The organism is Streptomyces sp. NPDC048514, from assembly GCF_043199955.1.
Taxonomy (GTDB): Bacteria; Actinomycetota; Actinomycetes; order Streptomycetales; family Streptomycetaceae; genus Streptomyces.
Map to the genome: position 1 here is coordinate 331,617 of NZ_JBICWT010000003.1, position 14,498 is coordinate 346,114.

Here is a 14,498-nt window from a genome sequence, read left to right on the forward strand (position 1 = left end):
GGTGGTGATGGTCCCCGGCGGGGCGCCCGGGTGCCGGTCCGGGCGCGCCGCGGTGTCGGAGAGGATCCGGACTCAGCCGGTCACGCGACCTTCGTCGCGGACAGGATGGCCTGGACCGGGATGACGTCCGGCGGGATCTCGGAGGCGTCCTTGGTGATCGCCTTCGTCACCTTGAAGCCGCACTCCTCCAGCCAGCTCTGATAGGTCGACAGCTTCTGCGGTCCGCCCTGGCCCATGGCGCAGCCGATGAAGAAGGCCGGGAAGAAGTCGACGTTGTAGTTGTCGGTGTCCGTGATGTCCTCCGGGTACACCGGCACCATGATGTTGACCTGGCCGCCGACCTCGAGGGAGGCGTTGACGCCCTTGAGGATCCGGACCACGTCGTCCTTGTCGAACATGTCCAGGAAGTGCTTGATCAGGACGATGTCGAAGCCCTTGGGGATCCCGTCGAAGACGTCGCCGCCGATGAAGGAGCAGTGTTCGGCGACCCCGTGGGCCTTGAAGTTCTCCAGGGCCTCGTTCTCCTTCTCCGGCAGGTCGAAGGTGGTGACCCGCAGCCCGGGAGAGGCCTTGTGCTGGTAGGTGTGGATCGCGCCGAGGCCGGTGTTGCCGGCGAGGTCGAGCACCTGGGCGCCGGCGGGGATGTCGACGTTGCCGAAGAACCAGGGGTCGATGTGGGCGGTGACCGTGTTCATCAGGTTCGCCCAGGCGTCGCGCAGGTCCTTGTGCTCGGCCACGGCGCCGTACAGGGTGCCTTCGTTCACCCCGTACAGCTCCTTGAGGCCGACGAGGCCGCCGGTCCGGGTGCTCTCGGTGAGGTAGAACAGCTGCCGCAGCGCCACCACCTTGATCATGTTCATGTAGGCGAGGGCGCGCTTCAGGTCCTTCTCGGCGACATCGGCGAGGGCGCCGAGGGTGTAGCCGCCGGACGCCTCGTCCTGTGCGACGAAGTCCTCCTTGACCAGCAGCAGGAGGAGCTGCTCGACGGCGTCCGCCTTGGCGCCGACCGCCTCGCCCAGTTCGGCCGCGGTGACGCCCGGCGTCTCGCGGATCTTGTCGACGAGGCCGAGTTCGAAGCTGGACAGCAAGGTCATGAACCGCGAGGGGCCCACCATGTACTCACGGAATCGGGCGAGCGTGGCTTCCGATGTCATTGGACTCGTCTCTTTCGCGTAGGTAGTTTCCACCGTCGTGCCGGCCTGCCGGTCACGGGTCACGCCCGGTCTCCGAGCTGGTCCTTGAGCCGCTCCACCAGGGCGAGGCGCTGCACCTTGAGGGTGCCGGTGCGGGGCAGCTCCGCCTGCGGGATGTGGACCGGGTCGGCCAGCTGGGGGAAGTCGGCGGCGGCCGAGCGCCAGCGGCCCGGGTCCAGCGGCCGGTCGTCGTGGGTGCAGATCACCGGAACGGCCGCGGAGCCGGCACCGGGGACGATGACCAGCTCGCTCAGCTCCGGCAGCCGGCTCAGGACCCGGTCCTCGATCTCCAGGGAGCTGCGGACCCCGGGGATCATGTCGATCTCACGGTCGAGCATGTGCAGGCACCCGAACCTGGTGAAGTATCCGACGTCGCCGGTCCCCCACCAGTCGCCGTCCCGGTTGTCGTCGTAGCGCTCCTGCTCGGCGAAGTACGTCTTGGCCAGGCCGGGCCAGGAGACCTCGATGCGCCCCGGGTTCTGCTCGGTCGGCCGGTTGCCGTCTCGGCTGACGACACGGACCTTCGCCGAGCCGAGGGGCATCTGCCAGCCGACGCAGCGGCCGTTCGCCTTGTGGGCGGAGTTGCGGAAGTAGGCGCGGCCGACGGCGGGCCCGACCTCGCTCTGACCGTAGATCTGGAAGAACATCGCCCCCCGCCGTTCGGACGACTTGAGCAGCTTGCTCATCGTCCCGGGGTGGATCGCGTCGAAGGTGCTGCTGAAGTACTTCACCGAGGCGAACGGCTTGCGCGGGTCGTCGGACAGGCCTTCCCAGGCCATCAGCGAGTTGGGCAGTGCCTCGATGAGTCCGGGCCGGTTCTGCAGGAACAGCTCGGCGACGGTGTCGGGGTCCGACTCGTTCATGAGCAGGACCGGCATCTCCTTCAGGAGCGCCAGGGCCATCGCCGCGACGTTCCGGGAGTGCACGAAGGGGATGTGGATCGCGACGTTCTCCCGCTTGCGCATGAGGGAGAGCAGCCGCCACTGCGGCTTGAGCCGGATGCCCTGGGTGCGGGGCGTGTGCACGACGAGCTTGGGCAGTCCGGTGGTGCCGGAGGTGTGGGTGATCACCGCCGCTTCGTCGATGGGCCGCACGACCGGCTTGATCCGCGGCGAGCCGGCGAGCTTGCCGAGCGAGATCGTCTGCGGCCGCTCGCCGGACACGGTGATCACCCGCCGGGTCAGTTCCGCCAGGGGCAGCCCGGACAGCACGTCGAGTTTGTGCTCGTCGGTCAGCAGGTTGGGCCGGTTCACCCGCTCCAGCAGGGCGCCGACGGTCGCCGCGTCCAGGCTGGGCGAGAGCATCACCGGCACCGCGCCGATCCGGGACGCGGCACAGGCCAGCACCCACACGTCGGCGTTCGGCCGCTTGTGCAGCACGATGTGCTCGTCCGTCCGCACACCGGCCGCCCACAGGCGAGCCGCCAGGTCGTCGACCAGCTCGGCGAGCCGGGAGACCGTCAGGTGCCGACCCACCTCGGGGAGGACGTCCAGATCGTGGTCGAGAGTGATCGGCGTCGCCCCGTTGACGGCCGCGGCCAACGCCGGCAGCAGGCCGATGTGAAGACCGCGCTTCTGTATCGATCGATAGGCCACAGAGCCCTTCATCGGGCTGTCTCCTTTGCGGTGGTCGGGGGACATGCGTCGGCTGTCACCGGCGCGGTGCGGGTGCCGGGACGACACATGTGGCGAGCGCCGAGGACACGTGGGTGTGTCGGGGGTCGCTCGTTCTGCGGAGGCTTCGCCGCGAACGACCGCAGCGGCGGCCCCGGGCACGGATGCCAGGGACCGCCGCTGGGACGGTGGTTCGGGTCGCGCGGTGACGTCGCCCGGGGCGACGTCACCGGCGGTGGGGCGTCAGGCGGCAGCGCGGCCGGCCTTGAGCGCGGCAGCGGTGTCCACGACGCGGCGGGCCTGGTAGCGGATCGCCTGCAGGATCTCGTCGCTGGGTGCGCCGGACCCGGCGGCGGTGCCGTAGGGGGTGCCCGTCTGGAACTGGATGGGGTCGGTGTACCCGGGCGGCACGATGATGCCGCCCCAGTGGTAGAAGGTGTTGCTCATCGCCAGGATCGTGGACTCCCGGCCGCCGTGCGTGGTGCCGGTGGAGGTGAAGGCCGAGCAGACCTTGTTGGCGAGCTTGCCCTGCTGCCACAGCGGGCCGGCGGTGTCGATGAACCCCTTCAGCTGGGCGGACACGTTGCCGAAGCGGGTGGGGGTGCCGAGCAGCAGCGCGTCGGCCCAGGCCAGGTCGTCGAGGGTGGCCTCGGTGACGTCGGCGCTGTCCTGGACGTGCTGTGCCCAGGCCGGGTTGGAGTTGATGGCCTCCTGCGGGGCCGTCTCGCGGACCTTGCGCAGGCGCACGGTCGCACCGGCCTTCTCGGCTCCCTCCGCAGCGGCCTTCGCCAGGGCGTGCACAGTACCGGAGGCGCTGTAGTAGATGATGGCTACGTTCACGGATTCCACGATCGGTTTCCTTTTCTCGCTTGCTACCTGGCGGCGCCGCTGTCCGGTCGCCGGACGGCGGCAGAGCTTTTTCCACCTGAGATTTCGGTACGTGAAGCGACTGGAGCACGGGGGAAGCGGCAGTCGTGATCGGTGCGTTGTGCTCGCTCTGTGGCCGGACTGCTCTGCGCGGCCGACACCCCCCACGAGCGGCGAACCGAATTCACCCTATCGAGCGATGACCAAGGTGGCGGGCGGTGCCGAATGAAACGAGACATCCTTGAATCCGGCCTTGACGAGCCAGTCGCGGTAGTCCGACTGCCGCCAGGTACCGCCCTGTTTGCTCTTGAGCAGCATTTCCGCAGCGAAGATCAACGGGAAAGCCGGGCCACTGCGGTCGTCGTCCACGACGTAGTCGCAGATCACCACGGCGCCGCCGGGCTTGAGGGCGTCCCGGAAGCGGGCGAAGACGGCGACGTTGTCCTCCGGTCCCTCCTGGTGCGCGATGTGGGAGTACAGCGCGACGTCGTACTTCGCGATGCCGAAGTCGGTGGTGTGGAAGTCACCGTCGATGGTGGTGAACCGGTCCGCCACGCCCCGTTCCGCCAGCAGCCGGCGGGCGATCGCGTTGATCGGCTCCCAGTCGAGCTGGGTCGAGCGGGCGGCCGGATTGGTCTCCAGCCAGATGGCCGAGTAGACGCCCGAGCCGCCGCCCACGTCGAGGATCGAGATCTCACCGGCGTCGGCCAGCCCGAGCACCTCGGCCGCGACCGTCGCGGCCGGTACGGACTGCGCGGCGATGGCCGGGACGATCTCCTCCCAGTGCGGGTTGCGGGCCACCTCGGTCGTCGGGTCCGTCACCGGTCCCCCGGCGCCGACCACCTCGGGCAGCGCGACGAGGCTGCCCATGTGCTTCAGCTTCAGCTGGGCGAAGCTGCTCAGGGAGGTGGGCTTGCCGTCGACCAGGTAGGCGGACGCCTCGGGTGTGTTGCGGTACCGGCCCTCGTCCAGCTCGACCAGGCCCACGCCGAGCAGTCCGTCGAGAAGGGTCTGGGCGCCCCGCTCGGCGATGTCGGCGCGGATGGCCAGTTTCGCCGCGGTGTCCGCGCCGTTCTCGAGGTGCGTGAAGAGCGAGTGGGCGGCCGCGGCGCCGACGACGCCGGTGGCCCAGTAGCCGTTGATCAGGCGCAGTACCCCGTCCGGTGCCGGCTGTTGGTCCGTCATGCTGCCCCTCCAAGGGTCCGAGTGGGCACCGAGTGGGTCCGGACCGCGCTGCGCAGGGCATCGACGACCCGTTCGACCTGGTTGGTGCTGAGTTCCGCGTGCATGGGTATGGCGAGATGGCGCTGGTGGAGGTCGGCCGAGACCGGGCACTTGTGCTTCGACTCGAAGACGGGCTGTATGTGGGCCGCGAACGTGCCGTGCCCGCAGCCGATGCCCTTGCCGCGCAGCTCGGTGGCGACGGCCGCCCGGTCCACGCTCGCATCCAGCGTCACCATGTACGTCTGCCAGGCGTGCGTACGGTCCTGAGGCACGTACGGCACGGTCAGCAGCTCTTCGTCGGCGAGCAGTTCGGCGTACCGGGTGGCGACGGCGTCGCGGCGGGCCAGCAGCTCGTCGATCCGCCCCAGCTGCACCTGGAGGATGGCCGCGGCGATGTCGGAGAGCTTGTAGTTGTAGCCGATCTGGGTGAACTCCGGGATGGGCAGGCCGACGACCTTGCCCATGTCGAAGATGCTGCCGATGCCGAAGGAGGAGCGCAGCCGCGCGTCGGCCCCGATCTTCGGGTCGGCGGCGAGCAGCGCGCCGCCCTCACCGCTGCTGGCTCCCTTGCGTCCGTGGAAGGACAGGACACCCACCTCGGTGAGCGCGCCCGCCTCGCGGCCCTGGTACTTCGCGCCGACCGCGCAGGCGGCGTCCTCGATGACGAACAGGCCGTGGCGGTCGGCGATGGCCTGCAGTTCGACGTAGTCGGCGGGGATGCCGACCGTGTCCACCGCGATCACGCCGACGGTCCGGGGGGTGATCAGGTCGGCCACGGCCTGCGGGTCGATGGTGCCGGTGTCGGCGCGCACGTCGGCGCAGACCGGGACCGCGTCCAGGTAGCGCACGGCGTGCGCCGGTGCCGGGAACCCGTAGTCGGCGACGATCACCTCGTCGCCCGGCTTGACCCCCAGCGCGAGCAGGGCGACGTGCAGCGCCGCGCCGGCGTTGCACATCGCGACGGCGTCGCCGACCCCGTACCGCGCGACCAGCTGGGCCTCCAGGGCCTTGCCCTTCGGGCCCTGTCCGGCCGGCCAGCCGGAGGCGAACACCTCGGCGACGGCCGCCAGTTCCTGCTCGCCCAGGCTCGCGTGAACCAGGGGGATCGGGTCCATCGTGGTCACCTCTCGCTCCGCTTCGCGTTCGTTCCCTGGCCGGGGATCCCGGCTACCGACGGCGGCTCGAAGCGCAGCGGCGTGAGCTGGCTGACGTCGTACCGCTGACGCATGGCCTCCACGGCCGCGGGGTCCACAGCGGTACCGCGCGACCAGATCTCCGCGATCTCCTCGAAGTAGGCTTCGTGCTCGGGCGACGGGAAGCTCTGGAAGAGCATCTTCACCGGCTTGTCCGTGGCGTTCCGGAACGCGTGCGGGGTGCCCGGCGGCACGAACATGCAACTGCCCTCACCGGCGCGGACGACGCGGTCGCCCTTCGGGGACTCCCAGTGGTGCCAGGTGTCCGCCGTGCGCTCGGTCGGCTCGAAGCACAGCAGGTCCAGCTCGCCCTGCAGGACGTAGAAGAACTCCTGGGAGTTGTTGTGCACGTGCGCCCCGACATCGAATCCGGGCGGAACGACCACCTCGAAGATCGAGACGGAGGATCCCATCTCCTTCGTGGCCTTGAAGGTCACCTCCTGCGCCGGAGTGACCAGCTTGCGCCCAGCGCCTGCCGGCACGATGAGGTCAGTCATATGCTTCGCTTCCTTTTCCGTCCGGGGCTCAGGCGAGGGTCTGCGGGGCGTCCACGGCCCAGGTGCCGAGCGCCATCTCGGCGGTGATGCCGGGACCGAAGCCCGCGATCAGGCCGGTGGCACCGGGCGCGGGGGTGTCCTCCTCGAACAGCCTGCGGGCGGCCTCGAGCACGACGGCGCTGGCGATGTTGCCGTACTCGCTCAGGGTCGACCAGCTGTGCCGGAACACGTCCCGGTCGACCTCGAGGAACTTGGCGAGGTCGTCGAGGATGCGCGGGCCGCCGGCGTGGATGATGTAGAAGTCGAGCTTGCCGGCGTCCCAGCTGTGGTCCTTGGCCAGCTCGCGCAGGACCGGGGCGAGCGGCTCCATCGTGCCGGGCACGCGGCGGTCCAGCTGGAAGTGGAAGCCCGTGTCCTTGACGGCGTAGGAGATCCAGTCCTCGGTGTTCGGGATGAGGTAGGAGGCGTTGCGCTCCAGCTCGATGCCGACGCCGCCCTCGTCGCGCACCACGGCGGCCGCGACGGCGTCACCGAACAGGCCGTCGGACAGCAGCGAGCCGATGTCGTCCGCCTCCGGCTGGTAGCACAGCGAGCACAGTTCGCAGGAGACGATGAGGACGTTGCTGCCGGGGTGGGCCATGCAGAAGTCGTGCGCCCGGTTGATCGCCGCTCCGCCCGCAGCGCAGCCCAGCTGGGCGATCGGTATCTGCCGGGTGTCGGAGCGGAAGCCCATCTTGTTGATCAGCCACGCCGTCAGGGACGGCATCAGGAAGCCGGTGCACGACACGTAGATGATCGCGTCGATGTCGCGGGCGTTCACCTCGGCGTTGGCCAGAGCCTGCTCGATGACCTGGGGGGTGCGCTTCTTCGACTCGACCTCGTAGATGCGGTTGCGCTCTTCAAAACCCGGGTGGTAGAGCGTCTTCTCGATCGGCTGGACGATGTGCCGCTTCTTCACGCCGGTGTTGCGGATGAGACGGAGCGCCAGAGCAAGCTGCGGCTTGCCGGCATGTGCTTTCTCGGCAAATTCCAGAGTCTCTTCCACTGTGATGATGTGTTCAGGCGCATTCATCGCCGGCTTGCATAGCCTCGGCATATCTGGAATCCACTTCTTTAGAGTCTCGACAGCAAGGGCAGTGGGGCGTTGAGCTCGGTGCAGGTCGCCTTGTGCGCCATCCCTCGGTGTGGTTGTTGACGAGGTTCTTCACGGTGGCCTGACATGCCCGCCGATGAGCTTGGCGGGCAGGTGGCAACTCCCGGTCGAACGCCGCAGGCCCTGGCGGGCGGTTCCTTCGGGTCAGCGTGCCGCCTGTCCGTGGCCGTTGCGTTTGATGTGTTCGGCCACGGGCAGGCGATGGTGGCAGCCGGTCGGAGGGGGAAGCGTCGACGGCGAGTTGCCCCTGTCCTTCAAAGGAGGGAAGGGACTTCAACTGCCCGTGGGGAGAAGGCGACTGCCGTGGATCACGGAAGCTCGGTCTCGCCTGTGGGGACCGGCGGTCGACAGTCGATCCACTGCCTTGCGGCTGTTTTCGGGCAGGGGAGGTGTGCGGAAATCGTGACACGGCCGGGGCCCCCTCGCCAAGCTCATCAGAGAGTGACCCAGGTCACATCCCAACTCCCCCTCTTCCGCTGCGTCGTACGGCGCGACGGCCCGGCACCGACGGGGGCACGCACCTGCGGACACCCGTGCGGATCCTGGGCCGGGAGGACGAACACACAGGCCGCAGGCCCTCTTTCAGGTGTGTGGGCCCAGTCGTGACGCTGGGGTGAGGGGGTACGGGCACCGCCTGTGGATCCCGGCGGCGGCCCAGCTCCGCCCCGCCTGCAATCGAGGCGGGACCGGGTGGCGCTCAGGAACGGGTGGAGAACAGGTCGAACGCCGATCGATGCTCGACGGCCCGCTGGTGGGCGGCGACTTGTGAGCACATGGACGACGACTAGCACCGGCCTCGGCCGCGGTACGCCCGGCCCGGTGGGGCCCTCGATCACCGGCCTCGGACACGGGATGCGGAGCCCTCGGGCCCCTTGCGCAGCAGCCGCACACCTTGCGCATCGAGGGCGCGGGGGCCGGCCCACCCGCTTGCGCATCGAAGCGCGGGCCCGGCCGAAGTGTCTCCGTGGCAGGGCACCGAGCGCCTGGGACCCGGGGCGGGACGTGTCAGTGGCCCACGCCGGAGGCCGGGGTGTCTCAGTGGCCCGCACCGGGTCGTGGCAGGGCCGCGCGTGGCGGTTCCTGCGTACCGAGCACGTCCAGCACTTCGGTCACGCTCTGGGTGCCGTCGAGGGTGGGCAGATGGCGCAGCAGCCGTACGCACTGGCCGGCCAGCCGGCTCGCGTCGGCGTCGGCGACGCGGGCCCGGTCGTGGACGACGGCGAGGGACCGCGACCCGTCGGCGCCGCTCCGCACGAGCAGGGCCAACGGCTCGGCGGGGTGCGCGCCGCCGGCGTGCTGCCGCCCGAACCGGATGCCCTCCTCGGCGAGTTGGGCTCGAAGATCGGCGGGCCAGCACGGGGTGTGCTCCACGGAGACGAAGCTCTGCGGCGATGAGGCCGGCCGGCCGGCCCACTCCCGGACCTGCCCGGGAGAGACCCATTCGTACGCCGCCATCTCCAGCACCCGGTCCCGCAGGGCAGCCAGCAGCCGGCCGATCGGCCAGGAGGGGTCCACCAGGACGGTCACCGGCAGGCGGGCACGCAGCGGACCCACCAGGCGCTCGGCACACTCCAGCGTGATGCCGCGCCCGGAGACGGTGACGCCGAACGTCACCGGGACGGGGCCGGCCGACTTCGCCGCGCGGTACAGCAGCAGCGCCCACACGACGTGCACCATGCTGGAGTCCGGCAGGCCCCGGCAGGCCGCCCACCGGTGCAGCCGGTTCGCCTCGGCGGTGGTCAGCCGGGCCTCGGCCCGGCCACGTCCGTGCTGCCGCGTGCGAGGACCGGGCAGCACCGGCAGGACGACGGGCGTGCCGGCGGGCAGTGCCCGGCTGAGGAAGTCCCGGGCCGATGTGGTGTCCTGATGCTCCAGCCAGCACATCCAGTCACGGATGTCCGGCCGGCGTTCCCCGCCGGGGAGCACACCTCCCGCGAGGTAGGCGCGGCTGAACTCGTTCACCAGGACGAAGGCGCTGCGGGCGTCCAGCAGTCCGTGGTGGAAGGTGAGCAGGACCCGGGTGCCGTCCGGTACGCCGGTGTCGACCAGCGTGACCCGCAGCGGACCGGGACGGCTCACGTCGAAGCCGCGCAGCCGGTCCTCCGCCAGCAGTTCGTCCCAGTCGACGGTGCCCGCGAGGTGCCGTAGCACCTGGGTGTGGACGTGCGGGTGGAAGACGATGCGCGGACTGGGCCGCCGCTCGAAGGCCGCCCGCAGGATGGCTTCCCTGTCCGCGACCGACTGCCAGGCGGCCACGAACCTCTCGGTGTCCAGCGGTCCGTGCCAACGCCACCAGACCTGCTCGACGTGCCGTGCCGTGAACCGGTCGGCGGCGGAGTCGAGCAGCGCGTCACAGCGCTGCCGGGGCACGGGCAGGGACGGCCGCCCGGCTTCGTCGGGCACCGCTGTGCGGCGATCGTTACGGATCCGTACACGGCGCCAACGGCTCGACCTCGCCATGTCTCGTCCTCCTCGCAGTCACTGCCTCATCCCGGACAGGACCGCAGGCCACAGGAATGCCGGGAAGCGGCACACCGGACGACATGGTGCCGGGCGCCTCCGCCATGGACCTGACGGTCCGTCAACGCGACTAGAGGTCCGCTCGTGAATACCTGGACAACGGCTGGGGCCCGCCGAGCGAACGGCCGCGGCCGGGTGCCGGCTTCGGGGAGCCGGGACCACGGTCGGGTGCCGACTTCGAGGAGCCGGGACCACGGGACCACGGCCGGGTGCCGGCTTCGGGGAGCCGGGACCGCGTCCTGGTGCCGGCCCGGTGTCGGGAAGCCGGGACCGCCGTGCCCGACGGCGGCCGACCGCCGGGCGTCACAGCACCCGCACCGCGCCCGCGGCGTGCCGTATGGCCTGGTGGAGTACGAGGTGTTCCTGCCGGCTGAGGGCTTCGCGCACGTGCTGCCGCGCCTCGGCCAGGGTCGCGCCGGCACCGAGCACGTCGGCGATGGCATCCTCGCGCAGCAGCACATGGTGCCGGGCGGTGAGGTTCACGCCCGACTCGTCGGGCTCGACCGACCATTCGCCGGTGTGCGCCGACAGCAGGGGGGAGGTGACGGTCTCCTTGTGGACGAGCCGGCCCGCGCCGGGGAAGCAGATGCGGACGGACTCGGTGTGGTGTGCGCTGCCGTCGCCGGCGAGGCCGTCGACCGTCATGATCTGGACGCCCGGGTAGTCCTCCACCAGGCGCACACCGCGCACGTCGGGCAGGCCGGCGGTCCAGTCCTCGGCCCGGTAGAGGAAGTCGAACGCCGCGTCGGCGGAGCCCTCGAGGCGCACGGAGTCTTCGACGGCCAGTTCGAGTTCGTCCAGTCTGGGCCAGCGTTCGGCGACCCAGACCAGCCGGTCCAGCTGATCCCGGCCGTTGGCGCGGGTGACCCGCTCCGCCCAGGCCACCTGGTCGGGGGCGTCCCCGGTGACGGTGAACTGGTACTCGAGCACCACCTGACAGCGGTGGCCCAGCGGCCGTATCGTCCACATGCCGGTCATGGACTCGACGGGAGCGTCGGTCAAGTCCTGGCGGAACGTCACACACCGGCGGCCGACGTCCAGGTCACGGGTGGACACCCAGGAGGAGACCCGGCCCTCGGTCATGGCCCACATGCGCAGCCGCTCGTGGGCGCCGTCGAAGCCCAGCCGCTCCACGTGCAGGCAGTGCGGGAAGAACAGCGGCCACTGGGTGGCGTCGGCGATCAGGCCGTACAGCACTCCCGCCGGGGCCGAGGTGGTCACCTCCGAGACCATCCGGTGCACTCGCGCAACCGACATCTGCCACCCCCATGTGATCCGCGGCTGCCTGCGCCGCACCGACGTCCCGCACTCCGGCCCGCGTCGACCGGTTTCCCTGTCCCGGTGCGGCATCGCCGGTACTCGCACCGCGCGGCCCCGCCGATGTCCGCAGAGGGTGGTGAGAGCCGCTCCGGCGAGGCCTCACCGACGGTCTGCGACCCGATACTGTCCGAAACCTCTCGTGCCCGGCATGTGCCGCACTCGGGCGGCGCTGGATGCCGACGCGTCCCTCGGTGCCTGAAGCCGCTCGAGCGCGGCCGGGGCGACGGCGGCCACCGTCCCGCGTGCGAGGCGCGGTCCTTCGTCGGCCATCCGGCCGGTGACGACCACGAGCACCCACCGGCGTCAGAAGACCGACGCCTCGCGCAGCGTGAGCCGGTCGAGCCGGCTGAGCAGGTCCTGCTGCTGCTGGGCGAGTCGCTCGACGTGGCGGCGCAGCCAGGCGATCTCGTCCCGCAGCAGCCGTACGTCGGTCTCGTCGGCCGGTGGTTCGCCCGATGCCGCGCCCGGCAGTCCTACGAGGCCGGTCTCCGGCCGCCGGGGCGCCGGCCGGACGGGCCCGCCCAGGTCCGCGTCGAAGTCCCGGTGGTGCAGGATCGACTCCATCCGGCGGCGCAGCGCGGGTCCCGGCTCGACGCCCAGGTCGTGGACGAGCCTGCGGCGGGCCCGTTCGTAGACGACCAGGGCCTCCGCCTGGCGGCCGCACCGGTAGAGCGCGGTCATCAGCAGCTCGTGGAAGCGCTCGCGCAGTGGATGGACGATCGTCAGCTCTTCCAGCTCGCCGGTGATCTCCCGTGCGGCTCCCGCGCGCAGGCTCGCGTCGTACAGGGTCTCCAGGGCGACGAGTCTGCCTTCCTCCAGCAGGGCGGCCTCCGCCGAGCAGATGGCGCCGCGGCCGCTGCCCTCAAGGGCCGCACCCCGCCAGAGTCCGAGGGCCGTACGCAGCACGTCGGCCGAGCGGGCGGGGTCGGTGGCGAGCAGCGTCCGGCCCTCGGCGACCAGGCGCGTGAAGCGGCGTGCGTCGACGTCCACTTCGACGTCGCCCGGGCGCAGCACGTAGCCGGTGGGGCGGGTCGCCAGCCACTCGTGCTGCCGCTCCCCCGGGCCGGCCTCGGGCGCCGGCAGCAGCCTGCGCAGCCGGGCCACGTGGGCCTGCAGGGCGTTCACCGCGTTCGCCGGGGGTTCGTCGCCCCACAGCTCGTCGACGAGACGGCCGGTGGGCACCACCTGTCCCGCCTTGACCACGAGGGCGCCGAGCAGGGCGCGCTGCTTGGCGCCCACGGGCACGATCCGCAGATCGGTGCGGGCGTCGCAGATCTGCACGGAACCCAGAATCCGAAACTCCATGCCGTCCTCGCACGGGGATATCCAAAGAGTCCTCGGCACCGTAGTCGGCATGCCCGGGGATTGCAGGATCCACCAGCGGGACCCGGTTTTGCGTGGAGTCGTTCTCCAGGGGAAATCAAGCACGCTCGGCGGCCGGCTCCGGGAACCCCACCTGCACCGGGCGCCGGTGATATCGGCCGACCAGGGTGAGGAGCCTGCGGCCCGGCAGGTCCGGCAGGAAGTCGCAGCCGCCCGCCGGGGCCAGACGGGCGAGCAGTCCCATGATGAGCGTGTCCCCGTCGCGATAGGCGGTTGAACGCTTCGTTTCCGTCGCCATGGCTGGAAAGCTAGCAGCACGGGCCCGGCCGGAACAGGTGGTCCGGCGTGCGTCACCGGCGCACCGATTGCCTCGTCAGGGCGGCGTCAGCGGTCCGTCAGCGCTGGTCGCGTCGGGCCGCTCGAGAAATGCTCGACACCGCCTCGCGCGAATCTCGACGGAAGCTGCAACCCCCCTCGCGGCTGGCCCGCGAAAACCGCAGGGGAATGGCCATTGAAGACACCATCTGAAGCCTCGCCGACGCACTGTTCCGGCAGGACCGGAAACGATACGGAGGAAGAATGAACATAAAAGTTCTGGGCGCGCTGAACGCGGAAGTGAACGGAATCTCGATCGTTCCGACCGCGGGTAAGCCCCGCCAGATCCTGGCGCTGCTCGCCCTGAACCCCGGCCGGGTCGTGCCGGTACCCACCCTCATGGAGGAGATCTGGGGCACCGAGCTGCCGCAGAGCTCGCTGACGACACTCCAGACGTACATCCTGCAGCTGCGCCGTCTGCTGGGCACCGCCATGGGCCCGGACGTACCCGGCTCGGCCAAGGACGTGCTCGCCACCCGCTACGGCGGCTATCTGCTGCAGATCCCGGCCGAGGCGGTGGACGTCTACCGGTACGAGAGGCTGGTCGTCGAGGGCCGGCAGGCGTTCGACGACGGCCAGGACGGCGGCGCGGCCTCCCTGTTGCGCGAGGCGCTGGACCTCTGGGAGGGCCCGGCGCTGGTGGACGTCCGGCTCGGGCCGGTGCTGGAGGTCGAGGTGATGCGGCTGGAGCAGAGCCGCCTGGTCGCCAGGGAGCGCCGTATCGACGCCGAGCTGCGACTGGGCCGGCACGTCGAACTGATTCCCGAGCTGACCGACCTGATCGCCCGTCACCCGCAGCACGAGGGGCTGCACTCGCAGGCGATGGTGGCCCTGTACCGCTCGGGCCGGCAGGCCGCCGCGCTCGACGTGTACCGCCGGCTGCGCACGCGTCTCATCGACGAACTCGGCGTGGAGCCCTCTCCGCAGCTGCAGCGCATGCATCAGGCGATGCTCGCCGTCGATCCCGGCCTGGACGTCGCCGCGGGACCGCGCCGTACGTCCACGTTCGACCTGTACGCGGCCTGATGCCGGGAGCGAGCGGCGAGATCCCTCCCGCACGGGCGGGACGGCAGGCCGGCCACTCGCCGTCAGGGTCCCACCCCCTCCACTCGCGGAGCTCCGTGCGGACGCGGGGCGACCGGGCTGCGCGCGGCGGGGGCGCGCAGCCCGTGCCACCGTCCAGGGGCGCTCAGGGCCACGCGGCGTCCGGCCCGGGCCGC

Annotated in this window: 12 protein-coding genes; 1 reads left to right on the forward strand and 11 read right to left on the reverse strand. The window is 70.8% G+C overall.

Going from position 1 to position 14,498, the window contains the following annotated elements; genetic code table 11:
- Positions 1-80: 80 nt before the first annotated feature.
- The 11 genes from ACGFT2_RS07470 to ACGFT2_RS07520 form a co-directional block, all read right to left on the reverse strand.
- Positions 81-1,154, reverse strand: a complete 1,074-nt coding sequence (locus ACGFT2_RS07470; protein ID WP_393274472.1) for a methyltransferase — start codon at positions 1,152-1,154, stop codon at positions 81-83.
- A 59-nt stretch (positions 1,155-1,213) separates the two neighbouring features.
- Positions 1,214-2,800 carry a class I adenylate-forming enzyme family protein gene (locus ACGFT2_RS07475; RefSeq protein ID WP_393274473.1) on the reverse strand — a complete coding sequence of 529 codons (1,587 nt, stop codon included), beginning with the start codon at positions 2,798-2,800 and terminating at the stop codon, positions 1,214-1,216.
- A gap of 249 nt (positions 2,801-3,049) precedes the next feature.
- Positions 3,050-3,655, reverse strand: coding sequence for an NAD(P)H:quinone oxidoreductase (wrbA, locus tag ACGFT2_RS07480; RefSeq protein WP_393274475.1), 606 nt, complete (start codon positions 3,653-3,655; stop codon positions 3,050-3,052).
- A gap of 207 nt (positions 3,656-3,862) precedes the next feature.
- Positions 3,863-4,858 (reverse strand): SAM-dependent methyltransferase, encoded by a 996-nt coding sequence (locus tag ACGFT2_RS07485; protein ID WP_393274476.1) that lies wholly within the window; start codon positions 4,856-4,858, stop codon positions 3,863-3,865.
- Positions 4,855-6,012 (reverse strand): DegT/DnrJ/EryC1/StrS family aminotransferase, encoded by a 1,158-nt coding sequence (locus tag ACGFT2_RS07490; RefSeq protein ID WP_393274478.1) that lies wholly within the window; start codon positions 6,010-6,012, stop codon positions 4,855-4,857. Before ACGFT2_RS07490 ends, ACGFT2_RS07485 begins: the two co-directional genes overlap by 4 nt.
- A gap of 5 nt (positions 6,013-6,017) precedes the next feature.
- Positions 6,018-6,587 carry a cupin domain-containing protein gene (locus ACGFT2_RS07495; protein WP_393274480.1) on the reverse strand — a complete coding sequence of 190 codons (570 nt, stop codon included), beginning with the start codon at positions 6,585-6,587 and terminating at the stop codon, positions 6,018-6,020.
- Positions 6,588-6,615: 28 nt separating this feature from the next.
- Positions 6,616-7,683 carry a type III polyketide synthase gene (locus tag ACGFT2_RS07500; RefSeq protein ID WP_393274482.1) on the reverse strand — a complete coding sequence of 356 codons (1,068 nt, stop codon included), beginning with the start codon at positions 7,681-7,683 and terminating at the stop codon, positions 6,616-6,618.
- Between the two features lie 1,092 nt (positions 7,684-8,775).
- Positions 8,776-10,143, reverse strand: coding sequence for a condensation domain-containing protein (locus ACGFT2_RS07505; RefSeq protein ID WP_393274484.1), 1,368 nt, complete (start codon positions 10,141-10,143; stop codon positions 8,776-8,778).
- A gap of 420 nt (positions 10,144-10,563) precedes the next feature.
- The gene (locus ACGFT2_RS07510; RefSeq protein ID WP_393274485.1) at positions 10,564-11,517 is read right to left on the reverse strand and encodes an SRPBCC family protein; all 954 of its coding nucleotides are present in this window, start codon (positions 11,515-11,517) and stop codon (positions 10,564-10,566) included.
- A 366-nt stretch (positions 11,518-11,883) separates the two neighbouring features.
- Positions 11,884-12,885 (reverse strand): BTAD domain-containing putative transcriptional regulator, encoded by a 1,002-nt coding sequence (locus tag ACGFT2_RS07515; RefSeq protein ID WP_393274487.1) that lies wholly within the window; start codon positions 12,883-12,885, stop codon positions 11,884-11,886.
- Between the two features lie 115 nt (positions 12,886-13,000).
- Positions 13,001-13,201 carry a hypothetical protein gene (locus ACGFT2_RS07520; protein ID WP_393274489.1) on the reverse strand — a complete coding sequence of 67 codons (201 nt, stop codon included), beginning with the start codon at positions 13,199-13,201 and terminating at the stop codon, positions 13,001-13,003.
- Between the two features lie 281 nt (positions 13,202-13,482).
- Here ACGFT2_RS07520 and ACGFT2_RS07525 point away from each other — a divergent pair, with 281 nt between their 5' ends.
- The gene (locus tag ACGFT2_RS07525; protein WP_393274491.1) at positions 13,483-14,304 is read left to right on the forward strand and encodes a BTAD domain-containing putative transcriptional regulator; all 822 of its coding nucleotides are present in this window, start codon (positions 13,483-13,485) and stop codon (positions 14,302-14,304) included.
- Positions 14,305-14,498: the final 194 nt, after the last annotated feature.